25 protein-coding genes and 1 pseudogene are annotated in these 24,423 nt (G+C 69.3%); 13 read left to right on the forward strand and 13 right to left on the reverse strand.

Translation table 11 applies throughout. The features are described 5' to 3' along the window. Positions 1-15 precede the first annotated feature (15 nt). From OG788_RS41665 to OG788_RS41695, 7 genes are all read left to right on the forward strand, one after another. The gene (locus tag OG788_RS41665) at positions 16-1,098 is read left to right on the forward strand and encodes a MerR family transcriptional regulator (protein WP_406376106.1); all 1,083 of its coding nucleotides are present in this window, start codon (positions 16-18) and stop codon (positions 1,096-1,098) included. Positions 1,099-1,391: 293 nt separating this feature from the next. Continuing rightward, positions 1,392-1,745 carry a hypothetical protein gene (locus tag OG788_RS41670; protein WP_406376107.1) on the forward strand — a complete coding sequence of 118 codons (354 nt, stop codon included), beginning with the start codon at positions 1,392-1,394 and terminating at the stop codon, positions 1,743-1,745. 105 nt (positions 1,746-1,850) lie between these two features. Further along, positions 1,851-2,297, forward strand: coding sequence for an SRPBCC domain-containing protein (locus OG788_RS41675; protein ID WP_406376108.1), 447 nt, complete (start codon positions 1,851-1,853; stop codon positions 2,295-2,297). Continuing rightward, positions 2,294-2,638: an ArsR/SmtB family transcription factor gene (locus OG788_RS41680; protein WP_406376109.1), complete on the forward strand. Its 345-nt coding sequence runs from the start codon at positions 2,294-2,296 to the stop codon at positions 2,636-2,638. Before OG788_RS41675 ends, OG788_RS41680 begins: the two co-directional genes overlap by 4 nt. Positions 2,639-2,680: 42 nt before the next feature. After that, the gene (locus tag OG788_RS41685) at positions 2,681-3,163 is read left to right on the forward strand and encodes a hypothetical protein (protein WP_406376110.1); all 483 of its coding nucleotides are present in this window, start codon (positions 2,681-2,683) and stop codon (positions 3,161-3,163) included. A gap of 633 nt (positions 3,164-3,796) precedes the next feature. After that, positions 3,797-4,630 carry a lamin tail domain-containing protein gene (locus OG788_RS41690; protein WP_406376111.1) on the forward strand — a complete coding sequence of 278 codons (834 nt, stop codon included), beginning with the start codon at positions 3,797-3,799 and terminating at the stop codon, positions 4,628-4,630. Between the two features lie 392 nt (positions 4,631-5,022). Continuing rightward, the gene (locus tag OG788_RS41695; protein WP_406376112.1) at positions 5,023-5,652 is read left to right on the forward strand and encodes a class I SAM-dependent methyltransferase; all 630 of its coding nucleotides are present in this window, start codon (positions 5,023-5,025) and stop codon (positions 5,650-5,652) included. Positions 5,653-5,746: 94 nt separating this feature from the next. On the opposite strand, the gene OG788_RS41700 is transcribed toward OG788_RS41695, so the two are convergent. The 5 genes from OG788_RS41700 to OG788_RS41720 form a co-directional block, all read right to left on the reverse strand. After that, positions 5,747-6,769, reverse strand: a complete 1,023-nt coding sequence (locus tag OG788_RS41700; RefSeq protein ID WP_406376113.1) for an ABC transporter permease — start codon at positions 6,767-6,769, stop codon at positions 5,747-5,749. Continuing rightward, positions 6,766-7,728 (reverse strand): ABC transporter permease, encoded by a 963-nt coding sequence (locus OG788_RS41705; RefSeq protein WP_406376114.1) that lies wholly within the window; start codon positions 7,726-7,728, stop codon positions 6,766-6,768. The genes OG788_RS41700 and OG788_RS41705 overlap by 4 nt, the downstream gene beginning before the upstream one ends. Further along, positions 7,721-9,280 (reverse strand): sugar ABC transporter ATP-binding protein, encoded by a 1,560-nt coding sequence (locus tag OG788_RS41710; RefSeq protein WP_406376115.1) that lies wholly within the window; start codon positions 9,278-9,280, stop codon positions 7,721-7,723. Before OG788_RS41710 ends, OG788_RS41705 begins: the two co-directional genes overlap by 8 nt. A 1-nt stretch (position 9,281) precedes the next feature. After that, positions 9,282-10,382, reverse strand: a complete 1,101-nt coding sequence (locus OG788_RS41715) for an ABC transporter substrate-binding protein (protein WP_406376116.1) — start codon at positions 10,380-10,382, stop codon at positions 9,282-9,284. 143 nt (positions 10,383-10,525) lie between these two features. Beyond that, positions 10,526-11,539, reverse strand: a complete 1,014-nt coding sequence (locus OG788_RS41720) for a LacI family DNA-binding transcriptional regulator (RefSeq protein ID WP_351545900.1) — start codon at positions 11,537-11,539, stop codon at positions 10,526-10,528. 159 nt (positions 11,540-11,698) lie between these two features. Between OG788_RS41720 and OG788_RS41725 the strand changes: the two genes are divergently transcribed. Together OG788_RS41725 and OG788_RS41730 are read left to right on the forward strand one after the other, a co-directional pair. Next, positions 11,699-14,302, forward strand: coding sequence for a PA14 domain-containing protein (locus OG788_RS41725; RefSeq protein WP_406376117.1), 2,604 nt, complete (start codon positions 11,699-11,701; stop codon positions 14,300-14,302). A 307-nt stretch (positions 14,303-14,609) separates the two neighbouring features. Beyond that, entirely contained in the window at positions 14,610-15,824 is a 1,215-nt protein-coding gene (locus tag OG788_RS41730) for an MFS transporter (protein ID WP_351545906.1), read from the forward strand. Between the two features lie 72 nt (positions 15,825-15,896). Here OG788_RS41730 and OG788_RS41735 read toward each other — a convergent pair. From OG788_RS41735 to OG788_RS41750, 4 genes and pseudogenes are all read right to left on the reverse strand, one after another. Continuing rightward, a pseudogene (locus tag OG788_RS41735) lies at positions 15,897-16,397 on the reverse strand (transposase family protein); the annotation flags it as partial. 40 nt (positions 16,398-16,437) lie between these two features. Next, positions 16,438-17,214 (reverse strand): DUF6082 family protein, encoded by a 777-nt coding sequence (locus OG788_RS41740; RefSeq protein ID WP_406376118.1) that lies wholly within the window; start codon positions 17,212-17,214, stop codon positions 16,438-16,440. 172 nt (positions 17,215-17,386) lie between these two features. Further along, positions 17,387-17,758, reverse strand: coding sequence for a VOC family protein (locus tag OG788_RS41745; RefSeq protein WP_351545912.1), 372 nt, complete (start codon positions 17,756-17,758; stop codon positions 17,387-17,389). A gap of 141 nt (positions 17,759-17,899) precedes the next feature. Then, positions 17,900-18,835 (reverse strand): SDR family oxidoreductase, encoded by a 936-nt coding sequence (locus OG788_RS41750; RefSeq protein WP_406376119.1) that lies wholly within the window; start codon positions 18,833-18,835, stop codon positions 17,900-17,902. 130 nt (positions 18,836-18,965) lie between these two features. Here OG788_RS41750 and OG788_RS41755 point away from each other — a divergent pair, with 130 nt between their 5' ends. Together OG788_RS41755 and OG788_RS41760 are read left to right on the forward strand one after the other, a co-directional pair. Next, positions 18,966-19,550, forward strand: a complete 585-nt coding sequence (locus OG788_RS41755; protein ID WP_406376120.1) for a TetR family transcriptional regulator — start codon at positions 18,966-18,968, stop codon at positions 19,548-19,550. 257 nt (positions 19,551-19,807) lie between these two features. Continuing rightward, the gene (locus tag OG788_RS41760) at positions 19,808-20,236 is read left to right on the forward strand and encodes a YrdB family protein (RefSeq protein ID WP_406376121.1); all 429 of its coding nucleotides are present in this window, start codon (positions 19,808-19,810) and stop codon (positions 20,234-20,236) included. A 151-nt stretch (positions 20,237-20,387) separates the two neighbouring features. Here the strand turns inward: OG788_RS41760 and OG788_RS41765 are convergent, their stop codons facing one another. Beyond that, entirely contained in the window at positions 20,388-20,921 is a 534-nt protein-coding gene (locus OG788_RS41765) for a GNAT family N-acetyltransferase (protein ID WP_406376122.1), read from the reverse strand. Positions 20,922-21,088: 167 nt separating this feature from the next. Next, the gene (locus OG788_RS41770; protein WP_351545927.1) at positions 21,089-21,568 is read right to left on the reverse strand and encodes a MarR family winged helix-turn-helix transcriptional regulator; all 480 of its coding nucleotides are present in this window, start codon (positions 21,566-21,568) and stop codon (positions 21,089-21,091) included. A gap of 71 nt (positions 21,569-21,639) precedes the next feature. On the opposite strand from OG788_RS41770, the gene OG788_RS41775 reads away from it, so the two are divergent. After that, positions 21,640-22,479, forward strand: a complete 840-nt coding sequence (locus OG788_RS41775; RefSeq protein ID WP_406376123.1) for an alpha/beta fold hydrolase — start codon at positions 21,640-21,642, stop codon at positions 22,477-22,479. 109 nt (positions 22,480-22,588) lie between these two features. Further along, on the forward strand, positions 22,589-22,849 hold the full coding sequence (locus tag OG788_RS41780; RefSeq protein ID WP_406376124.1) for a hypothetical protein: 261 nt from the start codon (positions 22,589-22,591) through the stop codon (positions 22,847-22,849). A gap of 105 nt (positions 22,850-22,954) precedes the next feature. Here the strand turns inward: OG788_RS41780 and OG788_RS41785 are convergent, their stop codons facing one another. Next, positions 22,955-23,443: a hypothetical protein gene (locus tag OG788_RS41785; protein WP_406376125.1), complete on the reverse strand. Its 489-nt coding sequence runs from the start codon at positions 23,441-23,443 to the stop codon at positions 22,955-22,957. 133 nt (positions 23,444-23,576) lie between these two features. Next, the gene (locus OG788_RS41790; RefSeq protein WP_406376126.1) at positions 23,577-24,194 is read right to left on the reverse strand and encodes a hypothetical protein; all 618 of its coding nucleotides are present in this window, start codon (positions 24,192-24,194) and stop codon (positions 23,577-23,579) included. Between the last annotated feature and the right edge of the window lie 229 nt (positions 24,195-24,423).

The following is a 24,423-nucleotide window of genomic DNA, read 5'->3' on the forward strand; positions in this document are numbered from 1 at the left end:
GGTGTGGAGAGCGAGATGCGCAGCATTGGTGAGATGGCCCGGGACAGCGGACTGAGCGTCAGCGCCCTGCGGTTCTACGACCGTGGCGGTGTGCTGGTCCCTGCCTGGGTGGATCCGGTGAGCGGCTACCGCTGGTACGACCCGGAGCAGCTCGACGAAGCCCGGTTGCTGGCTCGGTTGCGCCGGGCCGGTATGCCGTTGGCGGACATCCGGTTGATGCTCGCGGGCTGGTCCGGCGCGGACACCGACCTCGTGCGAAGGCTCTTTCAGGCGCATGTGCGCCGTCTTGAGGCGGGGTTGTCCGATGCCCGCAGCGAGTTCTCCACGCTCCGAGCACTCCTCGAACGCAGGGAGAAACCCATGCCTTTGCCCCGCACCGCCGCCGCCCGCCTGACGGTCTCCGCGCCGGAGCTGGCCGCCGCGCTGGACGCGGTCCGTTTCGCCGCCGGCACCGACCCGGAGCTGCCGATGCTCGGTGGTGTCCTCTTCGACGTCGACGGCGGGACCCTTCACGTCGTGGCCACCGACCGGTACCGGATGGCCGTCGCGCACGCCGAGGCCGACGGGCCCGCCGATTCCCGCGCGCAGGTCATCGTCCCCTCCCCACTGGCCGACGCGATGCGCGCACTGCTCAGCGGCGAGGACCACGTCCAACTCGCCGTGGACGGCGACCGGGTGACGCTCGAGACCGGGGACCGGCAGGCGGCGGGCCAATGCCTCGACCACGACTTCCCCGACTACCGTCGCCTCGTCCACCTGCCGGCCGGACGACGCGCGGTCGTCGACGCGGCGGCCTTCCAGGAGGCGGTGCGGACCGGTCCCGTCCGCACGAGCGACGAACACGGCCCGGACGACAAGGCTCCCGACCTCACTGTGCTCAAGGTGACGGCCGACGGCACGGTGACCCTCGTCGAAGACGGCGACGACGATCAGGACCAGGTAGCCGTCAACCGCGAGTTCCTGCTGCACGCGCTCGCCGCAGGAGCCCGGGACCGACTGATCCTGGAGATCGGCGCCCCCACCGCGCCCATCGCGATCCGACGGCCCGACGACGAGAACACGCTCTCCATGCTGATGCCGGTCCGCCTGGACACCTGAGCACAGGCCCAGGGCCCGACGGGCAGGGCACAGCGGCGGTCGTGCGGCGCTCCTGAACGGCGCCGAGGCACGGCCTTCCAGGGCGCCGTGACGATCAGGCCCCTTCCGGAGGCGGGCGCGTGGGAGCGTTCGTCCGCGAACTCGACGTCGCGCTCCGCTCCTGAGCGCGGTCGGGCAGCCGGCCGGCCGGGTCTCCACTCGAAATCGGCGTGGCTGTCGCGCTGGTGTTGTCGTACGGTCTGCAATCCCGGCCGACCGAACGAGCGGTATGCCACATCCAGAGAGTGACGCCCATGAACAGTCAGCGCGCGACGACGACTCTGTGGCGCCCGACCGGCCCCGCGGAACTGGACCTCGTCCGGGCGCTGGACTGGAGCGCCTGGCCACCCCGCCTTCCCGAGCAGCCGATCTTCTACCCCGTCCTCGACGAGGACTACGCGGTGAAGATCGCGAGGGACTGGAACGTCAAGCACGACGGTGCCGGTTTCGTCACCCGCTTCGAGGTCGACTCGGAGTTCCTGCGCCGGTACCCCGTCCAGCAGGCAGGGGGCCGGACCATCCTGGAGCTGTGGGTACCCGCCGAGGAGTTGGACGAGTTCAACGCCCACATCGTCGGCAGGATCCAGCTGGTGCACGAGTTCCGCTGACCGGCGGGTCGCCACGCCCTCGTGGTGCAACTCTCGGGTTGCACCACGAGGGTCATTGTGCAACCCTGGAGTTGCATCTGATCGTGGCGATGAAGGAGTCCCCTCATGAGCGCTGACCGGATCGAACGCGAAACCTTGATCGAGGCACCTCTGGAACGCGTCTGGTCGCTGGTGGCCCAACCCGGCTTCTGGGTCGCCGACAAGGCGAGCCTGCCCGGCACTGTGGCGAGGGAGGGTGAGTCGATGGTGGCGAAGAACGCCGAGCACGGCGACTTCCCCGTACGTGTGGAGAAGGTTCAGCCGCCGACGTACTTGGCCTACCGCTGGACCAGTGCGTTCCCCGGGGAGGAACTGCGCGAGGAGAACAGCACCCTCGTGGAGTTCACGCTGACCCAGGAGGGCGACCGGACGCGGCTGCGCGTGGTGGAGAGCGGATTCGCGGCACTGGCCGGGTCCGAGGAGCTGCGCAGCCAGAACCTGAAGGACCACAGCGCGGGCTGGCCCCTGGAACTCGACGCGCTCAAGAAGCGCGCCGAACAGCCGTCGCCGTGAGGGAGGAACAGGCTGCAGGCGCCGCCGAGGATGTCGACAGCGTCCTCGGTGCGCTGGCCGACCCGACGCGCCGTCAACTGCTCGATCTGCTGGCCGAACAGGGCACGGCCACCGCGACGACCCTCGCCGAACGACTCCCTGTCTCACGGCAGGCGGTCGTCAAGCACCTCGCCGTCCTGGACGCCGCAGGACTGGTTTCCGGCGGCCGCGTCGGACGTGAAGTGCGGTACGCGCTGCGGCCCGCGGCGCTGGACGCGACCGCCCGGTGGATGGCCGCGCTCGCGGCGGACTGGGACCGGCGGCTCGCGCACGTCAAGCGCGTCGCCGAAGCGGGGGAGTAGGCGTCGTCGCGCTCACATCGGCACGACCGAAAGGAACCACCCATGGACACGACAGGGCTTCGCGCCGCCTACGACACGTTGTTCGACATCGCGGCCAGGCCCGACCTCGGTGAAGCCGAGGACGGAGGATGGAACGCCGATCAGATACTGGCTCACCTCCTCAGCGTCGACGCCGCGATCGCGGCCGTCGCTCTTGGTGTCGTCTCCGGTTCACGCCCGACCTTCGACAACCGTGTCTCCCTCGACCCATGGAATCTCGAGCGGATCATCGCCGAGCACGCGGGCAGGGCGGACCTGACAGCCCATCTGCGGAGCCAGGTCACCGTCCTGTGTGGCATCGCCGACCGGCTCGGCGAGCAGGCCGCGGCGGTCCTGGTGCCCTCGCTCCTCCTGTCCGGCGACGCACTCGTGCTGGACCAGCCGGTTCCGCTCGCCGCCCTCATCGACGGCCTGGCCGAGGACCACGTGCCCAGGCACACCCGGCAGCTCCTGGACCTGCGTGTCGCTGCCCCCGGCCGAGTCTGACCGTCACCTCGACGCTCCGGGGCCTGCCCGGGCACGGCCGCCGTCTGTACGGCCGTGAACGTCACGGTGGTCGGCCCCCGCCAAGTCCTTCGGGCCGGTCAACGGCGGAACGCCTCGCTCGCAACTCGGCGGATGCGGCACCCTGCGGTCCGATTATTTGGCAGGAATGTGCAAGTGGGGTGAAAACGGCACGCATTGTGTGATGTCTCCTCGGGGCCCCATGCCCTTCCCGTTCCTGAGGCGTTGTCAGGTGGCCCTGTGGAGACGTGGCGTACCCGTTTCGGGTCGGTCGGGGGCGGAACCGTGTTACTCACTTTCGGGTGACGGGTGCACGACGTGGGCCGATGTGCCGGATGCCCGCTTATGGGCCAGAAGCTGTAGGAGTACGGGAGTTGAGGATGACAGTCCCGCACTCTTCAGCTTTCGGCAGTTAAAGGCCGGATACAGGCGTCTGTAACCGAAATGTTCTCAATCGGTAACAGCGGTCGGGTGTCGCTCGTATCGGGCCGGGACGAGGAGGAACTTATGAGTCCTCGGCCACCGGGCCGGGACTCGCACAAGGTCGCACCGTGCAGTTCCCTACAAAGGGGCGCTGCTCAGGGTGTGCCTGCTCTCGAACCTTGAGGAGCATTCATGTCCGCTTCCACGTCTGTCACGGCCCGTCGTCTGGCGGCCGCGGTCCTCGCCGCCGGCACGCTGGTCGGCTCGGCCGCCGTGTCGGCCTCCGCCGCGGAGCCGCGCCATGAGCGCACGCACGTCGCCATCAGCAGGGTCCAGAGCGACGCGCCGGGCTTTGACGACCGCTCCAGCCGTTCCCTGAACGCGGAGTGGGTGGAAATCACCAACTCGAACCGCCGCTCGGTGAACCTGAACGGCTGGACGCTGTCGGACGAGGACGGCAACCGCTACACGTTCCACCACTACTACCTGGCCGGCCGCTCCACCGTCCGTGTCCACACCGGCTACGGCCGCGACACCAGCCGCGACGTCTACCAGGACCGCCGTGCCGAGGTGTGGGACAACCGCTCCGACACCGCCACCCTGAGGACCGAGCGCGGCCGCTTCGTCGACAACGTCTCGTGGGGCCGGCACCACGACCGTGACCACGGACGCGACGACAACCGGGGTCACGGTGACAACCGTGGGCATGGCGACAACCGGGGTCACGGTGACAACCGTGGGCATGGCGACAACCGGGGTCACGGTGACAACCGAGGGCATGGCGACAACCGGGGTCACGGTGACAACCGAGGGCACGGCGACAACCGGGGTCACGGCGACAACCGGGGTCACGGTGACAACCGCGGGCACGGCGACAACCGGGGTCACGGTGACAACCGCGGGCACGGTGACAACCGCGGTCCGCGCCAGGGCCAGGGTCAGGGTCAGGGCCAGGGACAGGGTCAGGGACAGGGTCAGGGCCAGGGTCAGGGACAGGGCCACGGGCACGGTCCGGGCCGGGGCTGAACAGCGTCTGAAAGCACACCCGTCGAGGGTGCGCGCGGACAGCATCCGGTCAGGACGTGGAGATGACCGGCTGTAGTCACGGGCCCGATCGGACCTGGTGAGAACCAGGGGCCCGCAGGACGGAAGCACCGCAGAAGACCCGCACCGCACGGTGCGGGTCTTCTGCGTCCGAGCACGCGTGGACCCTTCCGCTCGGGGGAGGGGTCCACGGACTTGGGCCTTCGGGCGAAGTCTGGAGCCGCGCACGGCCTTCGGCACGCGCCGTCGCCCGTACGGCCCGAAAAGCCCCCTCGGCGTAGAGTCGACGGGGAGAGCGCTGCCGTGACGTGAACCGGTGACGTGAACCCGGGCGCCGGAGCCGGGCGATGGCGACGCGGTGGGAGGTCGATGGCATGGCCGGACTGTCCTCGCACGACGAAGCGGATGCCACGAACCCCTGGCAATGGCTCGACGACCTGTACGCCGTCCGGCCGCCGTGGGAGATCGGACATCCGCAGCCGGCCTTTCTCGACCTCGCGCGATCGGGCGCCATCCGGGGACGGGTGCTGGACGTCGGCTGCGGCACGGGAGAACACGCGCTCATGTGTGCCGGCCTCGGCCTCGAGGTCTTCGGCGTGGACCTGGCGAACACCGCGTTGCGGGCCGCCGAGGACAAGGCGCGTCGGCGCGGCGCCGAGGTGCGGTTCCTCCATTACGACGCGCGGCGACTCGCGGCTCTGGAGGAGCGGTTCGACACCGTGCTCGACTCCGGTCTGTTCCACATGCTCGACCCGGACGACCGCGCCGCCTTCACCGGCGGACTGCGGGCGGTGCTGCGCCCCGGTGGCCGCTACTTCATGCTGTGCTTCAGCGACCGTGAGCCCGAGACCGGGGCCAGGGGCCCGCACCGGCTGACGCGGGAGGAGATCACGGACGCCTTCGCCGACGCGCTGCGCGTCGACTCCATCGAGCCGGCCACGATCGAGATCACCCTGGACCCGGCCGGCATCCGGGCCTGGCGCGTCGCCATGACGAGGGTGTGAGGGGTGCCGGCATCCGTGGGTCGGGGTGACCCGCAGTGGTCCGGTGACCCGCGACGGGGCGCGGCCGTCGACGACGGAGTCGGGGCCGCGGCCCTCACAGCACCCGGCGTCTGCGTCCGAGCCACGTCTGCGCGATGACCACGACGGCCAGGAAGGCGCCGCTGACGACCTGTTGGTAGGCGGAGTCCAGGGAGCCGATCTGGTTGATGACGTTCTGGATGACCTTCAGCAGGAGCACGCCCACGAGCGAGCCGCTGATGAAGCCGAAGCCGCCGGTGAGCAGGGTGCCGCCGATGACGACCGCGGAGATCGCCTCCAGTTCCATGCCGGAGCCGAGGATCGTCACGCCGGACACCAGCCAGGCCGCGTTGAGCGCTCCGGCGAGCCCCGCGCACAGCCCGGAGAGCGTGTAGACGGAGATTTTCGTACGGGCCACGGGCGCGCCCATCAGCGCCGCCGCGTCCTCGTTCCCGCCGACCGCGTACACGTACTGGCCGAACCGGGTGCGCCGGAGCACGACCGCGCCGAGCACGAACAGCGCCACGGTGATCCACACGGGCACGCCGACACCGAGCAGCGTGCCCTGTCCGAGCTTGGCGAAGAACGACTCCTTGTCCACGAGGTACGTCTTCGAGCCCTCGTCGGTGACGGAGAGCAGGATGCCCCGGGCGCCCAGCATCGCGGCCAGGGTGACGATGAAGGGGGTCAGGCCCGAACAGGCGATCAGCAGGCCGTTGACCAGGCCGATCAGTCCGCATACCACCAGCGGCAACAGCAGGGCGACCGCCGTTCCGTACTGCGAACCCCAGGCCGCCAGGACGCCGCCGAGGGCGAAGAGCGAGCCCACCGACAGATCGATGCCGCCGGTGATGATGACGAAGGTCATGCCGAGTGCGACCACGGCGAGGAACGCCGAGGAGAGCGCCATGTTCTCGAGGTTGTCGCCGGTCAGGAAGGTGTCGAAGCCGAGGGACGCCGCGATCATCGCGACGATCAGGGTGACCAGGGCGCCGTGCTGCTGGGCGAGGGCGCTGACCCGCTCGGAGCGGCCGGAGCCGGACGCCTCGGCCTCGGCCGTGTGCTTCGCGCGTACCGGAGTGTCCACGTCGGTCGTCATCGCTTTCCCCGTTCCCGTGCCGCGTAGACGGCGAGGACGATCACCACGGCCTGGGCGATCTGGGTCCACGACGGCGGCAGATCGTGCTTGATGAGCGTGGTGGTGAGCAATTGGATGAGGACCGCGCCGGCGACCGTGCCGCCGATGCGGACCCGGCCTCCGCTCAGCGGGGTGCCGCCGACCACGACCGCGGTGATCGCGGACAGTTCCATCAGGTTGCCGAGCGAGGTCGGGTCGCTCGCGGTCAGGCGGGCGGTGGCCAGCACGCCCGCGGCGGCCGCGAGGACGCCGGAGCAGACGTACACCAGGATCAGTACGCGGCGCACCGGCAGTCCGGCGAGCCGGGCCGCCGGGCGGCTGTCCCCGATGGCCAGGAGCCGGCGGCCGAACGTCGTGCGGCGCACGACGAAGGCGACGAGCAGGGCGAGGGCGACGGCGATCAGCACGACGTACGGGATGCCCAGCACGTCGCCCGCGCCGAGTTCCGCCATGGCCGGGTCGCGGACGTCCTTGAGCTGGGGGAGGAGCACCAGGGCCAGTCCGCGCCCCGCGACCATCAGGGCCAGTGTCGCGACGATCGGCTGGACGCCGACGAAGGCGATGAGCGAGCCGTTGGCGACGCCGATCACGGCGCCGCCGACCAGCGCGACGAGGATGGCGAGGCCGGGCCCGTAGCCGAGGTAGAGGGACAGGAGCGAGGTGGACAGGGCCATCACCGAGCCCACCGCCAGGTCGACGCCCTCGCTGCCGATCGCCAGCGCCATGCCGAGCGCCACGATCAGGACCGGGGCCACCTGGACCGCCTGGGTGCGGAAGTTCTCGGTGGACAGGAAGTGCGGCGTGAACACCGTGTTCACCAGGAAGAGGACCACGACGCCCAGGTACACGCCGTATTCCTGGAGCAGGCGCAGCAGCCGGTCGCGGTCGGCGGTCACCCGGCCCAGCGTCAGGTCAGTCATCGTGGCCTCCCGGGCCCGTGCCGGTAGCCGTCGCGGTGGGGACGGCGGATGCGGCGGGTGCGGTGGCGATGGCGCGCATCAGCCGGTCCTCGGTGACGGCGTCGCCGGTCAGTTCTTCCACGACCGCGCCGTCCTTGAGCACGATCACCCGGTCGCTGCCCTCGATCAGTTCCTCGGGATCGGAGGAGATCAGGAGGACGCCGAGTCCGTCGTCGGCCAGTTCGTCGATCAGTTTCTGCACCTCCGCCTTGGCGCCGACGTCGATGCCACGGGTCGGCTCGTCGAGGAGCAGGACCTTGGGCTGCATGGCCAGCCAGCGGGCCAGCAGGACCTTCTGCTGGTTGCCGCCGGACAGTTCGCCCACCTTCTGGTGGGGGCTCGCGGCCTTGATCCGCAGCCGTTTCATGAAGGTCTCCACGATCCGGTCGATGCGTGCCTCGTCGACCAGACCGAAGCGCGAGAGCCCTGGCAGCGCGGCGAGCGCGATGTTCTCGCGGACCGAGAGGCCCGGCACGATGCCCTCGGCCTTGCGGTCCTCGGGCAGCAGACTGATGCCGGCCCGGATCGCGGCGGGGGTCGAGCCGGAGCGCACGCGCACGCCCGCCACCACGACCCGCCCGGAGTCGGTGGGCAGAGCGCCCGCGATGGCCTTCGCGGTCTCGGTGCGGCCCGAACCGAGCAGTCCGCCGAGCCCCACCACCTCGCCGGGCCGCACGGAGACCGACACACCGTCCAGTTGATGACGCACTGTCAGGGCATGTGCCTCCAGGACGGGTTCGGCCTCCGTGTCGTGGCTGCCCGCGAACTTGGTCAGGCCGTCCTGTCGTACGTCCGCGATCTCCCTGCCCAGCATCAGCGCCACGAGCCGCAGGCGGTCGAGTTCGGCGATCCGGCCCGTGTGCACCACCTTGCCGTCGCGCAGCACGGTGACCGCGTCGCAGATCTCGTACAGCTCGTCGAGCCGGTGGCTGACGTAGATCACCGCGATGCCCCGCTCGCGCAGGATCCGGATCACTCCGAACAGGGTCCGCACCTCGCGGGGTTCGAGCGAGGAGGTCGGCTCGTCCATGACGACCACCCGGGCGTCGACGGAGACGGCGCGGGCGAGGGCCACCATCTGCTGTGCGCCGACGCCCAGTTCACGCAGCGGCCGGCGTACGTCGACGCGCAGACCGAGTGCGCGCAGGGCCTCGTCCGCCTGCCGGTGCATACGCCGGAAGTCGATCAGGCCGAGCCGGTTGCGTGGTTCGCGGCCGAGGAAGAGGTTGCGGGCCACGCTCATCAGCGGGACGAGGTTGACCTCCTGGTAGATGGTGGAGATTCCCGCGTGCTGCGCCTGGAGCGGCGTGGCGAAGTGGACCGGGGCGCCGTCGTACGTCACCTCGCCCTCGTCGGGCCGGTAGACGCCGGTGAGGACCTTGATGAGGGTCGACTTGCCGGCGCCGTTCTCTCCGATGAGTGCGTGCACCTCCCCGGCGCGGGCCGTGAAGTCCACCGAGGACAGGGCCTTGACGCCGGGAAAGGTCTTGGACAGGCCGTTCACCGACAACATGTCAGTAGGCCTTGCCCAGGTCGGACTTGGCGTTGTCCTCGGTGTACGCGCTGTCCTGGATCACGATGTCCTGGGCGACCTTCTCGCCCTGGGTGAAGGTGTCCAGGGTCTGGAAGGCGAGCGGCCCGAAGCGCGGGTTGGACTCGACGACGCCGTCGATCCAGCCGTCGACGATGCCCTGGACGGCGTTGCGGGTGCCGTCGATCGTCACGATCTTCACCGCGCCCGGCTTCTTGCCGGCCCCCTTGAGGGCGTTGACCGCACCGAGTCCCATCTCGTCGTTCTCGGCGTAGATCCCGGTGATGCCGGGCTTGGACTGGATGAGGTTCTCGGTGACCGACTGGCCCTTCTCCCGGGCGAATTCGCCGGTCTGCTTGAAGACGATCTTGAGGCCGGGGGCCTTCTCCTTGATGCGGTCCTCGAAGCCCTGGGTGCGTTCGGTCGTCACGTTGTTGCCCGCGGCGCCGAGCAGGATGGCGATGTCGCCCTTGCCGCCGGTGGCCTCGATCATCCGGTCGGCGGCCCGCTTGCCCTGCTCCACGAAGTCGGAGCCGATGAAGCTCACGTAGTCCTTGCAGGCGGTGGCGTTGATCTTGCGGTCGATGGTGATGATCGGGATGTGCTTGGCGGAGGCCGAGCGCAGGACGGGTTCCCAGCCGTCGGAGTTGAGCGGCGCGATCACGAGGAGGTCGGCGCCCTTGGCGATGAGGTCCTGGACGTCGCTGATCTGCTTGGAGAACTGCGACTGCGCGTTGGCCGTCAGCAGTTTCACGCCCCGCTTGTCCGCCTCGGCCTTGATCGACGCGGTCTCGGCGATCCGGAAGGGGTTGGCTTCCTTCTCGGACTGGGAGAAGCCGACGGTGGCGGTCTTCAGGTCGATCTTCCGGGCGCCGTAGGCGTCGATGGCGCAGGTCGGTCCGGAGCCCGCGGACGGTGAGGCGACGACCTGCCCCGAGTCGCCCTGGCCGGTGGAGTTCTTGTCCTTGTCGGCGGAGTCGTCCTCCGACTTCGCGCATCCGGAGACGAGCGCGAGGCTCGTGATGAGGCCGGTGGCGAGGAGGGTCCTGGCGGAGGTGCGATGACGTGGTGCGATCGGCTTCATGGAGTCCCCAAACGGCGCGGCCCCGGCGCTGAGAGCGCTCCCGGGGATGATCGGCTCTTGCGGTCAACTCGGTGTACACGTCGTTCCGGGGAGGTTTTTACATCGTTGGAAGGAGGCTGTAAAGCCTTCCGTCCGAAATCTCGTCAGCGCCGCCCCAAGGTGCTCTCGCGTTCAACGAGCCTGAAATCCGCGGTCAGTTCACGTCCGCCGGGCTCGGTCCGACCCGACAGACTGCGCAGCAGGGAGGCCACCGCCATCCGCGCGATGGCCTGTTTGTCCGGCGAGACCGTCGTCAGCGTGACCGCGCCGAATCGCCCCTCCTCGATGTCGTCGAAGCCGACCACCGCCACGTCCCACGGCACCCGCAGACCGCGTTCGTGCAGCACCCGCATCGCACCGATCGCGACCAGGTCGTTGTACGCGAAGACGGCGTCCGGGCGCACTCCGGAATCCAGCAGCCGGGCCATCGCCCGGGCGCCCTCGTCGCGGTCCCAGCCGCCGACCGGCACCACCAGTTCGTCGGGCGCGGGCACCCCGGCCTCCGTCAACTCCTCGCGCCAGCCCGCCAGTCGCAGATGGGCGGGCCGGTTGGCCGAATCCGTCCGGGCCCCCAGGTAGGCGATCCGCGAGCGTCCGCGGCTCAGCAGATGGCGTACGGCACTGCGCGCGGCCGCCACGTTGTCGATCGCGATGTGGTCGTAGGGCAGTTCGTACTCCCGCTCGCCGAGCAGCACGAGCGGCACGTCGTCGGTCCGGGAGCGCAGATCCTCGTCCTCCAGCTCCAGCGGGCTGAGGATCAGGCCGTCGATGACGTTGGCCCGGAAACCCTGGCTCACCAGCACTTCCTGTTCACGGTCGCCGCGCGTGTGGTCCAGGAGCACGGTGAACTCGTGCTCGGCGGCGGCGTCGATGACGGCGCCCGCCAGCTCCGCGAAGTACGGGTTGCCCAGCTCGGGGATGGCGAGGGCGATGATGCCCGTGCGCCCTTTGCGCAGGTGGCGCGCCGTGAGGTTCGGCCGGTAGCCCAGCTCGTCGATGGCTTCCTGAACCCGTGCCCGCATGGCCGGGGTGACGTGCGGATAGTTGTTCACGACGTTCGAAACCGTCTTGATCGAGACGCCGGCGTGCTCGGCGACGTCCTTCAGGCTGACCCGCAAGGGATCTCCTCTTCATCGATGTGCGCCTCTGTCACCTGGGCGTTTGTCATGACCCTGGACAGAGGCCGGGACCCGTGCTGTGATGCCAACTCCCGTTCCTTCCAACGTTGTACAGACTGAAGCAACGAGCCGCCACCCTTCCTCAGCCAAGGAGGATCCGTGCGCATCAGAAGACTCCGAACCCGAATGGCACTCCTGCTCGTCGCGGTGCTCGGCGCCGCGGGACTCACCGCAGCCCCGGCCGCCACAGCCGCCGACGACCCCGTGGAAGTCCACGGCCTGAAGGGCGAGTACTACACCCAGTCCGCCCCCGGCGCCTTCGACTTCCATGAGCTGAAGGCCACCGGATTCGACACCAACCTCGACTTCGACAACCTGGAGCCACGCCTCGACTTCGCCACCGGTCAGTCCGACGACGTCAACGTCCGCTGGACCGGCCGGATAGTCCCGGAGAAGACCGGCGCCCACACCTTCTCGATCACCGGCGACAACGGCTTCCGGCTGTGGGTCGACGGACGCCTCGCCATCGACCACTGGGTCGACGACTGGGACCGCGAACAGACCTCCCCGGCCCTCGATCTGACGGCCGGTCAGGCCTACGACATCAAGGTCGAGTACTTCGAGCACTTCGGCGGCTCGAACCTCCATCTGCGCTGGACCCCGCCCGGCGGCACCAGGGCGGCCGTCCCGCAATCGGCCCTCCGGCTGCCCGACGGATACGCCTACGACGGCGCCATCGCGACCACCGTCCAGGGTGACGGCCGCACCCTGCGCCTCGACTTCGCCCAGGCGCTGACCGCGCCCCCGGCCGGTCTCACCGGCCATGTCGAAGCCGTCATCGGCGGCGCCAAGTGGCCCCTGGTCTCGGCGAAACTGGACCCGGCCGACCCCAAAACCCTGCTGGTCGGCCTGAAGGAACCCGTCGTCGGCAACAAGACCGGCACGGCCCGTGGCACCGCCGACCTGCGCTACGACGGCAAGGGCGGCCTCTCCGGGACGAACGGCAACGTTGTCAACGCCTTCTGGAGCAGCGGCCCCAACCACTCCACCTACCAGCTGCGCACGAAATGGGCGGACGACGTGGGCCCGGGCAACGCCCACCCCGAGTACCCCCGGCCGCAGCTGACCCGGGACAAGTGGCGCAACCTGAACGGCTCGTGGCAGTTCGCCGCGGCCGAGGCCGGTGAGCAGCCGCCGGTGGGCAGGAAGCTCGCCGAGAAGATCCTCGTGCCCTACCCCGTGGAGTCCCAGCTCTCCGGCATCGAACGGCACGAGGACCGTATGTGGTACCGGCGCACCTTCACCGTCCCGTCCGACTGGAAGGTCGGCTCCGGCAAGCGCCTCCAGCTCAACTTCGGCGCCGTCGACTGGCGGGCCGAGGTCTTTGTCAACGGGACCAGGGTCGCCGAACACCAGGGCGGCTACGACAAGTTCAGCGCCGACATCACGTCCGCGCTGAAGCCCGGCCGCACGCAGGAACTGATCGTCGGCGTCTACGACCCGACCGACGCGCAGGGCGGCGAGAACCCTCCGGTCGGCAAGCAGCGCCTCGACCCCAGCGGCATCTGGTACACCCCGTCCTCCGGAATCTGGCAGACGGTGTGGATGGAGCCGGTCGCCGCCGACCACGTCGGCTCGCTCAAGCTGACGCCCGACGTCGAGAACGGCCGGCTCACCGTCGAGCCGCAGGGCGTCCGGGACGGAGTGCCGGTCACCGCCACCGCGTACGCCGGACACCGCAAGGTCGCCACCGTCACCGGCCGAACCGGGCAGCCGCTGACCCTGAAGATCACCGACCCGCACCTCTGGTCGCCCGACGACCCGTTCCTCTACGACCTGAAGGTGAGCGTCGGTGCCGACCGTGTCGGCAGCTACTTCGGGATGCGGTCCATCGCCGTGGAACAGGTGAACGGAACCCCGCGCACCGTCCTCAACGGCGAACCCGTCTTCATGATGGCCACCCTCGACCAGGGATTCTGGCCCGACGGCCTGCACACCGCGCCGACCGACGAGGCCCTGGCGTACGACCTGAAGATGCACAAGGAGATGGGCTTCAACGCGGTCCGCAAGCACATCAAGGTGGAACCCGACCGCTGGTTCTACTGGGCGGACCGCCTCGGCCTGATGGTGTGGCAGGACATGCCCGCCATGACCGCCGGGGTCAACCCGGACGCCGCGTCCCGCGCCGAGTACGAGCGCGAGATGAAGCAGATGATCGACGAGCACATCAGCAGCCCGTCGATCGTCATGTGGGTGACCTTCAACGAGGGCTGGGGCCAGTACGACGAGGCCCGCATCGCCGACCAGGCCAAGGCCTGGGACCCGACGCGCCTCATCAACTCCATGTCGGGCATCAACCTCGGCGTGGACGGCGGCACCGGCGACATCATCGACGAGCACGGCTACCCGAGCCCCGCGCTGCCACCGCACCCGGACGGGAAACGGGCCCTGGTCAGCGGCGAGTACGGCGGGCTCGGACTCGCGGTGCCCGGACACGCCTGGTCCGTCCAGCAGTCCTACGTGGACGTCGACCCCTCGACGTACACCGACGACTACCTGGCCCGGCTGGCCGAGGTGCACAAGCTCGCCTGCAAGGGCGGCAACGGCGCCGTCTACACCCAGATCTCGGACGTGGAAGGAGAGCTGAACGGACTGGTCACGTACGACCGGAAGGTGGTCAAGCCGGACGTGAAGCGGCTGAAGGCCGCCCATGACGCGCTGATCCACGACGCGTCACAGCCGACGCCGGCGGGCTGTTCCTGACGACGCCCACGCCGACGGGCTGTTCCTGACGACGCCCACGCCGACGGGCTGTTCCTGACGACGAGGCGCCCGGCACACGCCTCCCCGCCGCACCGCGTGCGCCTCGCCCCGACCCGCTGACGGGTCGTCGGCATGGTCCGCCCTCCCGCTACCGCTACAAGGAGGGCGGACCGTGCCCCGTCCGTCATCCACGGGCGGGGGACCGGACGTTCCGGCGTACCGGATCGTGAGCACGCGCAGGGCCTCCCCGCCCCGTCGCGGCACGTCGGGGAGGACCATGGCGGCGCACGACGTTACTGTCGGCGGCATGGACGGTGATCGCCGAGGGTGGCGCCCATGCTTGCTCAGCGGGGCAGTGTTCGCCGTATGCATGGCCGGCACCACACTGCCGACCCCTCTCTACGGCCTCTACCAGGAGAAGTTCGGATTCTCCGAGCTGATGGTCACCGTCGTGTACGCCGTGTACGCCTTCGGGGTCATCGGCGTGCTGCTGCTGGCGGGCAACGCCTCGGACTCGGTGGGCAGGCGTCCGGTGCTGCTGTGGGGCCTCGGATTCGCGGCCGCGAGCGCTGTCTGCTTCCTCTGCGCCACCGGGCTGGGCTGGCTGTACGTGGGGCGGCTGCTGTCCGGACTGTCCGCCGGTCTGTTCACCGGGGCCGCCACGGCGTACGTGATGGAACTGGCCCCCCGGGGCGGCGCCGCCCGGGCCACCTTCGTGGCGACGGCCGCCAACATGGGCGGGCTGGGCTGCGGCCCCCTGCTCGCCGGGCTGCTCGCACAGTTCGCGCCCTGGCCGCTGTATCTGCCGTTCGTCGTACACCTCGTCCTGGTGGCCTGCTCGGCCGCCGTCCTGCTGCGGCTCCCGGAGACGGTAGGGGAACGCCGGCCGCTGAGTACGGTACGACCCCAGCGGCCCGGCCTGCCCCCGGAGGTGCGGCCGGTGTTCGGGCCGCCCGCGATCGCCGCGTTCGTGGGGTTCGCCCTCTTCGGGGTGTTCACGTCGGTCAGCCCGGCGTTCCTCACCGAGTCCCTGGACGTCCACAGCCACGCGGTGAGCGGGCTGATCGTCGCACTCGCCTTCTTCGCCTCGACCGCCGGTCAGCTCGCCGTCGGCCGGGTCGGCGTACGGCGGTCACTGCCGCTGGGCTGCTTCGCGCTCCTCGGCGGGCTCGCGCTGCTCGCGGGCGCGTTGCGATGGGACCTGCTGGCACTGGTGGTGCTGAGCGCGATCGTCGGTGGAGGCGGCCAAGGGCTGGCCTTCCGCGGGGCGCTGGCCACCGTGGCGCAGGCGTCTCCCGAGCACCAGCGTGCCGCGGTGATCTCCACCCTCTTCGTCGTGGCCTACACGGGCATCTCACTGCCGGTGATCGGAGTGGGCGTGCTGGTGGGTCCGATCGGCCTGGAGGGCGCGGGGCTCGTGTTCATCGCCTGCATGGCCGTCCTGGTCTCCATCGCGGCCGTCTACCTGCTCCGACAGCCCGCATCGGTGAGGACCCGGTCGCGTGACTCGGGAGAGCGGTGACCGTGCTCGCAACGTCCTGAGGGCTGCCCCGTAAACGATCTTCGGGGTCGTGCGGCTGAACCCGTCCGGCCATCCGCCGAGGGTGGGGCTGTGCAAGCGGGCGATGCCGAGCGTGGCGTGGTGGATGCCGTCGCCTGTGAGGCGGCAGTCGCGGAGGATCTTCCAAGTCTTCATGCGGGCGAAGACGTGTTCCACGCGGGCGCGGACCTTCTTGTGCGACTTGTTGTGCGCGACTTTCCAGTCCGGCAGATCTTCGCCCTCACGGCGCCGGTGGGGCATGACGAGTCCGGTGCCCGGACAACCGCCGTCGGCAAGTGGTGCCGCCGACTGCTGCCCTGGCGCCGGATTCCGCCCATGCGGTCGCATGCAGTCGTTACGGCTGCCCGGCAGTGGTCGGCCGACCACTGCCGGGCGGGTGTCGCCGTCGATCATGACCGGCTGGTTGGTGGAATACCGGTAGTTCTTCGACTGCTCGGCGCTCTCACGCCGCACGGCAGCCATCAACTTGCCGAACCGGCGCGAGCTCAGTCCGGAGAACGACGTTGTCCAAGACGGCTCCGACGCCGTAATCACATCGCCCCACCGTGATCATCTAGCCTGCGGCAGGCAACACCTAGCGTCGGCTGCGCAGCAGCGACCCGAGCGCCAGGCCGGCGCCCAGACCGATCAGGGCACCGACCGATGTCCGCAGCGCGGGCGACGCCGCCGAGGCCGGCACGGCAGGCGGACGGGGCGCAATGATCGAGCGCGTCGGCGGTCCGGAAGCGACAGCCCGTGCGTGCTCCTCGCCCACGACGGCCAGAAAGCGACGGCCGACCCGGCTTGCGGACGTGCCGGCGATCCACGAGGTGTGAGCCCTGCTCCAGTAATGTCGGCCGGCCTCTCCGGTGAACATCCCGGCGAGCATGTCGCGCAGCAGGCCTTCGCGAACGGTCCCGATCTCGAAGCCCATCCACGCGTAGTTCATCATGAGGTCGGCGTAGACATGCCGCTTCTGCTCATGCGGATCGACGATGTCCGTGTCGCCCCACACGGGCTGGAAGAGCGGCATGTCGTCGAGTTCCAGGCGGACGAGCTCCAGGTAGTAACTGCGGATCCCCTGGACTTGCTCCGCCTTCGCCTGCCGGTTCTGCACGACCAGGGAAACGGCAACGCCGGCCAACGCCAGCGCCGAGACGATCGCCGACGTGAAGCCGTACGCCGCGCCGATCTGACTCAGCCTGTTCCAGTCCACGCCCTTGGAGCCGGAGAGCGCCTCCAGCACGAAAGGCGACAACAGCACCACCGTCAGCGCAACCGCAGCGGCACCGACCAGACCCAGAACTCTGCCTGCTCGGCGAGCCACCGGTGCTGCAGCCGCAGACCCATGACGACCTATCAGGTCAATCACCCCCGTGTGTACCTGTACCCGTGACCAGGGCGAGCCTGAGGCAGCCTACTTCCAGCTGCCGTGCTCAACATCGCCCGCCCGCCCGCACCCCTCAACCGCGCCCGATGGACGGACAGCTCGCTGCCGGACGGACCACAGCCGCACCAGCTAAAGGTCATCTACGGGACAACCCTCAGCCGATGAGGGTCGCCTTGGGGCGGACCACGCAGAACTCGTTACCCTCCGGATCGGCCAGCACGGTCCATGACTCGTCGCCGCTCTGCCCGACGTCCGCTCTGCGGGCGCCGAGTGCGAGGATGCGCTCGATCTCGGCCTCCCGGTCCTCGGCCGCGGACGTCAGATCGAGGTGCAGGCGGTTCTTGACGACCTTGTGGTCCGTCACCGGCATGAAACAGATGCCCACCGGGGCCGTCTCGTCCGGCCCGATCACGACCTCCCGCTCCCGCTCGGACAGGATCCGCCAGTGGAGCACCTCGGCCCAGAACCGGGCCAGGGCGGGGAGGTCGTGAGCGTCGATGACGATGTGATGCAGCGAGAGAGGCATGTCGGCCACTGTGCCCCGGTTCCGCCCGGACGGAACCCGGCGGGCGGCTTCATGTCATCAAGAGCGTGATCCGAGGAGTCGGCGCGGGTCGGCTGCCGGACGGCGCCTCGCCGTCCTCGCCCGGCCGGGAGAAGCGGCCGACTACCGCTGTTGGGCTCGGAAGTAGTGGCCCTTGTCCAGGTCCTCGATCAGGCCCGGCTGGTCCGGCCGCCACCCCAGCAGCTCGCGGGTCGCCCCGCTGGATGCCGGGCTGTCGAGGCCGAGGAAGGCCGCCAGCCAGGTGAAGTGCCCGGCGGCGTCCTCGGCGGGGACGGAGCGGGTGGGCATTTCGAGGTGGCGACCGATGACCTCGGCGATCGAACGGATCGGCACGCCCTGATCGGCGGAGGCGTGGAGGACCGAGCCGGCCGGTGCGCCTTCCAGGGCGAGCCGGAAGAGCCGTGCCACATCGATACGGTGCGCGGCCGGCCAGCGTTGGGAGCCGTCACCGATGTATCCGGAGACGCCCTTGTCGCGGGCCATGCCGACCAGGGCCGCCATGAACCCGTGGTCGCCGTCACCATGAACGGTCGGGGGGAGCCGTACGACGGACGAGCGGATGTTCCGGTCGGCGAGGGCGACGGTCAGGTGGGCGGTGCCCATACGGGTCGCCGGGCCGCCCGTCAGGTGCGCGGGCATCGCCTCGGACGTCCGTCCGTCGGCCTCGGTGCTCACCTGCCCCGGGAGCAGCCCGAGCAGTCCTGAGGCGAGCACGAACGGTCGGCCGGAACCCGCGAGCGAGTCACCGAACGTTTCGACGGCGCGGCGATCCGCGTCGGCGGCGTTCTGGAAGCCGCCCGAGAAGGCGATCTCGTGCTTGAACGCGAGGTGGACCACGCCGTCCGACGCGTCGGCGGCGTCGCGCAGCACGTCGAGGTCGTCGAGGGTGCCGCGCACGGCGTCGGCTCCGGCCTTCGTGAGGACGGCGGCCGAGGTGTCCGAGCGGGCGAGGCCGACGACCTGGTGACCCGCGCCGATGAGTTCGGGGACCAGTGCGGAGCCGATCCATCCGGATGCCCCGGTGACGAAAACGCGCATGAGGAAGCCTCCAGTGTCGGGCGATCGCCCCCGCGCCGGGAAATGTGGGCGGGGCGACCGGGCGATGTCAGTCACTGTCATCAAACGTAACACTCGATGTCAGTGACTGTCATCGAGTACGATGCCGGGCATGGGTCGCTGGCAGCCGGACGCGCGTGGCCGCCTCGAACGGGCGGCGCTGGAGCTCTACGTCGAGCGCGGCTTCGAGCGCACCTCGGTGGCGGAGATCGCCGAACGGGCGGGGCTGACGGAGCGGACGTTCTTCCGGCACTACGCGGACAAGCGCGAAGTGCTGTTCGCGGGTTCGAGCGCGCTGCAGGAGGTGCTCGTGGGCGCCGTCGCCGGCGCTCCCGAGCCCGTCACCCCGATGGAGGCGGTGGCGGCCGCGCTGGAGGCGGCCGCAGGCGTGCTGCAGGAACGCCAGGAGCATGCCCGTCGGCGACAGGCCGTGATCGATGCCAACACCGAGTTGCAGGAACGCGAGCTGATCAAACTCGCCTCGCTGTCCACGGCGCTCGCCGACGCCCTGCGGCAACGCGGCGTCGACGACGCCACGGCGAGCCTCTCCGCGGAGGTGGGCATCGCCGTCTTCAAGATCGCGTTCCGGCGTTGGGTCGAGCAGGATCAGCAGGGCCGGCGCGACCGGCACATGGACTTGTCACAGTTCATCGGAGAGTCGTTGGCGGGACTCAGGGTGGTGACGGAGGGCGCTTGAGGTCTGATGCCCGGACGGGGTCAAGTCGCCCTGGGTGGCCGGTAGTTCACCTCCGACTCGACGGGTGGGACATGCGCACTCGGCACGAGGTGGTGACCCATGGCTGGGCTCAACTCCCGTAAATCGGCCAGTCGTTCCTCTTGGGGGTGCTCTTCGGCTGTGGTTCCGGCCGCGGGTCCGGCCATGGTTCGTTGAATCGATAGATCAGGTGTTGGCGTCCTGTCATGCTGGGCTTCCTGGCGCAACGAGAGGACGTCATGTCAACGGACCCCGACATAACCCTGTTCGCCGAGCGGCCTTGGTTCGCGGCCAACGAACTCCTGGCGTTCATGGTGGAACTCGCCGCGCTGGCATGTCTGAGCTGGTGGGGGTTCACCGTCGGCCACGGCCCGGCTCCGCACATCCTGCTCGGTGTGGGGACGCCCCTGCTGGGGACAGTGCTCTGGTGGTTGTTCGCGGCGCCGAAGGCGCGGCTGCGACCGGGGCTGCCCCTCGTGCTCGTCGTCAAGGCGGTGGTGCTGGGCGGCGGCGCGGCGGCTCTCTACGGAGTCGGGCATCCCGTCGCCGCCGTGGTCATGGCGATCGTGGTGGTCACGAACACGGCCGCGGCCGAGACCTTTCGCCGCACGGTCGCCGTCCGACCCGCAGGGCGGGAGGCTGCGACCGGCTCACCGGAGACCGGCTGAGGGCGCGGAAGGGCGTCCACGGCACTGATCCTCCCCGGCGTCGCGTCTTCCCGGGCGTCGCCACAGTCCCTGCCACAGTGCTGCCGCAGTCCCTGCCGTCATCCCCTGGGCAGGAGTGACGGCAGGGCTGTTCAGATGCGAGCAGCCGCCCTCACGCCTGGAACTCGGTCAGATCGATGGCGTGGATGCTCAGCGGGAAGCCGTACACCGGGTGCGTCGTCTCGCTCTCCGGCTTCATGCCGAGCTTGCGGACGATGTTCTCCGAGGCGTCGTTGCCCAGCCGGTTGATGCTGATGACGCGGTCGAGGCCGCGGTCCTGGAGCGCGAACTCCAGGGTGGCGTGGGCGGCTTCGGACGCGTAGCCCTGGCCCCAGAACTGCGCGCCGAACCGCCAGCTGATCGCCACGGCGGGCAGGACCTCCGGCAGGTACTCCGGTACGGACAGTCCCGCGAAGCCGGCCATCTCACCCGAGCCCAGCAGTTCCACGGCGAAGAGGCCGAAACCCTCCTCGTCCCATTCCTCTTCCCACCGCTCGATGGCCTCGGCCGTGTCGTCCAGATCGCGCACCGACCCGTCGTCGATCCAGCGCATGACCTGGGGGTCCGCGTTGATGTCCGCCATGGGGGCGAGGTCGTCGTCGTACCAGCGGCGGAGGAGGAGGCGGGGGGTGCGGATCTCGGTCATGACACCCATCCTGCCCTACGGGAGAGGCACCGGCCGGTGGCCGGGGTGCGGTGACGCACCGCCGCGGATCACGGCCGCGAGGCGCGACCGGTCTGCCGACAGCCTGCGGGCACCTTGTCCGCAGTCGCGGTCACCCGGTCGGCCGCCACCTGCGCCTTGTCGGCATGTCACTGTCCGGCGGAGCCGTCCCTCTGATTCCTTCGCCCGGTGGCGGCTACGTCACGCATGGCCAGCAGAAAACGCCGCACTGTGGCCAGGTCCTCCTCGTCGAAGGTACGCATCGAGGCGACCATCTCGTCGATCAACGGACCGAAGAAGGACCAGCCCAGGGCGACGGCCTTGTCCGTGACGGTGAGCAGGACCCGCCTGCGGTCGCGGGTGTCCCGTTCCCGGCGGACGAGTTCCAGGCCCTCCAGCCGGTCGATCAGGGCCGTGGTCGACGCCGAGTTCACTCCCAGCTGCGCGCCGAGCCATCCGGGGGTGGCGGGCGTGTCGGCCCGGCCGGCGTCCAGGAGGTGGATCAGTGCGCGCACATCGGTGGGATGCAGGCCATGAAGTCCGGCGAACTCGGCCGCGAAGAGATCGAGTTCCACGGTGACGGCTCGCAGCAGATGGACCAGGTGCAGGTCCGGGTTCCGATCGTCCACGGTGTTCCTCCCGATGATATTATCTCGACCATCGAGACTATCGTTGGTCGAGCAATCATAGGGCGGCGATCATGGATGGTGAGGCGGGGTTCCAGGCGGCGTACGACACGGTCCTGCGCCAGTGGCCCGTCGAGGTCGAGAGCGTCGATGTGTCGTCTCCCTACGGCAGAACCCGAGTCCACATCACCGGTCCGAAGGACGGCACCCCGCTCGTACTGCTGCCCGGCGGCGGCACCACTTCGGTCGTGTGGTTCGCCAACGTCGGGCCCCTGTCCGCCGCCCATCGGGTCTACGCGCCCGACCTGATGGGCGACATCGGCCGCAGCGTCCACGACGGGGCGCCACTGCGCTGCGCCGATGACCTGACGGCGTGGCTCGACGCCCTTTTCGACGAGCTGCGCCTGGACGGCGCGCACCTGTGCGGCCACTCCTACGGAGCCTGGATCGCCCTGAACTACGCGCTGCGCGCACCGCACCGGCTCGGCCGCCTCGCGTTGCTGGACCCCACCAACTGCTTCGCCGGGATGAGCTTCGGATACCTCGGTCGCGCGCTGCCGATGCTGCTCAAGCCCAGCGCCGAACGCGTGGCAGCCTTCCACCGGTGGGAAACGGGCCGTACGCCCGAGAATCCCGCCTGGCGGGCGTTCCTGGGCAGCACCGCCACCGCCCGCCGCTCGAAGGTCGTCGCCATGCGACGCCCGAAGCCGGAGGATCTGACGGCCTGCGCCGTTCCTGCGCTGGTACTCCTTGCCGGTCGCAGCCGCGCACACAACGTGCGGCGCGTGGCCGCCGAGGCCCGCCGGCTCATGCCCGGCGCGACCGTCACTCTCCTCCCGAACGCCTCCCACCACTCCCTCCCCACGGAACAACCGGTCGAAGTCAACGATGCGCTGACGCGGTTCCTGGCCTGAGCGTTCAGCCGCTCGCGGGCCTCCGGGGCCGGCCCTGGAGCCTGATCCTGTCCTGCCAGGCCGCGAGGGGCCGTAGTTTTGGACGGGTCGACGGGGGCAACCGGCCGTCATGGAGACGAATGACGGCACCGAAGAAGTGATCGAGACCCAGGGGGACGAGCATCACGTCGTCCTCAGCGCCGACACCAACGGTGACGGCAGGACCGACGTATGGATGACCGACACCACAGGTGACGGCAAGGCCGATCTCTACCAGTTCGACACCACCGGCGACGGGGAGATCGACCTGACGATGGTCGAGCGGGCCGACGAGCCCGGCGTCGACCGGACCGTGGTCGAAGGCGACGGCGGCCACCCGATGGACACCTGAGCTTCCGGCAGGGCACGTGCGGTGCCGGGCGGGGCTCGGCGGCTCGGTGGCAGCCCGCATCTCCGCCTTCAGTGTTGGCACCCGAGCGGGACCAAGGCGGGTTGGTCAAGTGACGCGCATGCCTGGGCGACCGATGCTGGGAGCAAGGTCGGTGGAGGCAGCCAATGCGTGGGCTGCGGTCCGGAGATCGCGTTCCCATCCCGGGAGGTCTGTGGGCCCGAGCCATTCGCTGTAGTCCGCAGCGACGGAGAGGAACCGCGCCTCCTCCTCACTGAGAGCTGTGACCGTCATCGACATGCGGTCGGCCACTTCCTTGGGGCTCAGCTCGCCCTCCGCGAGACCGAACGCGAGGCTCACGAGGAGACATCGGCCGGCCGCCACGTCGTCAGGAAGGGGTACGTCGAGTTCGTGCAGGGCTTGGACGTACAGCTCGCGCACTTCGGACGCGTCGCTCCGGCGTGGCAGTCCCGCCAGCTCGCGCAGGGACGGCGAATCATGCCCGTCAACGAGCGCATGCGCGGCCAGCATCGGCAGTTCCTCGGCGTGGAGTACCTCTGCCACGTACTGCCAAGCGCTGTGCCGCAACCGGTCCATGCGGTCATGTTGGAGCCGGAGACGCGTTCTGGCCAGCCAAATACGGCTGTCGTGGCCTGTGCTTCTTCTCGCCCTGGGGCCTGCGGGGGTCTTCCCTCTGTATGAGCCGTTGCCGGGGCGAGCCGGTCTTGAATTACCTATCTCCGCAATCAAGAGCTTTGTAAGAGTTGAGTTCCTCGTCAAGTTTCGCTTGATGCGGTCCATCGTATTCGAGAGTCTCTCCGAGAGAAACATACTCTTCCCGGGTGGAGTTGTCGGCATTTCGAGACGCTTGCCGGAGGCTGCCGTATTTATCGCGTTCCCATTCCCTCGCGTTGGCGTCTCTGAATGAGATGAAATAGTCGTCAACTTTGGCGTGCTCCAGCAGAGTGTTCACCTTTTCGTCTGTAGCGTAGACATCTTTAAGGTGTAGTTCTACTTTTGAGCACGGCGGGATCGAGTCCGCTATTGAGATAGTGGCGACTCGTAGAGGTTTCTGCTCCTCTCCGACGTACCCGAAGACGATCATGCCAACTACTACGTCCTTGAGCGGCTCAAAAGATCGATTCGAGATGACCAGTGCCGCTACTCCGCTCTTCCATCTCTGTTCCACCCACGCATTTGCCGAAGCGGCCTGAGAGCGCTGCGATTCTTCATCTTGATCTTTCGAATGCGCCAGCTGATCTCGCGCCACCTCCTGTGAGATGTAAGTGGTCCAGGCGCTGAATACGAGGCCGATGGCAGCCGCTGCGGCAGCCGTTATGGTGGCCAACCTCTCCCAGTTCGTTCTGTGCAGAGCTTGTCGAGCCCGCAGCCTTCTTGAAAGCCGGGGGGTGGGAGTCTGGCCTGGATCGGGAGTCGGCCGTGGTGGGGGCACCTGCGCTGGGGGAGATGCGGGAGGTTCTGGTTCGTCCGGACGGGTCGCCTGTGCCACTTGATGCAAATCCATTTCGTTTCATGGTCGGAGGATCTACATCTACGACATGCTTCTACCGGCATTG

Source organism: Streptomyces sp. NBC_00647, assembly GCF_045207245.1.
GTDB lineage: Bacteria > Actinomycetota > Actinomycetes > Streptomycetales > Streptomycetaceae > Streptomyces.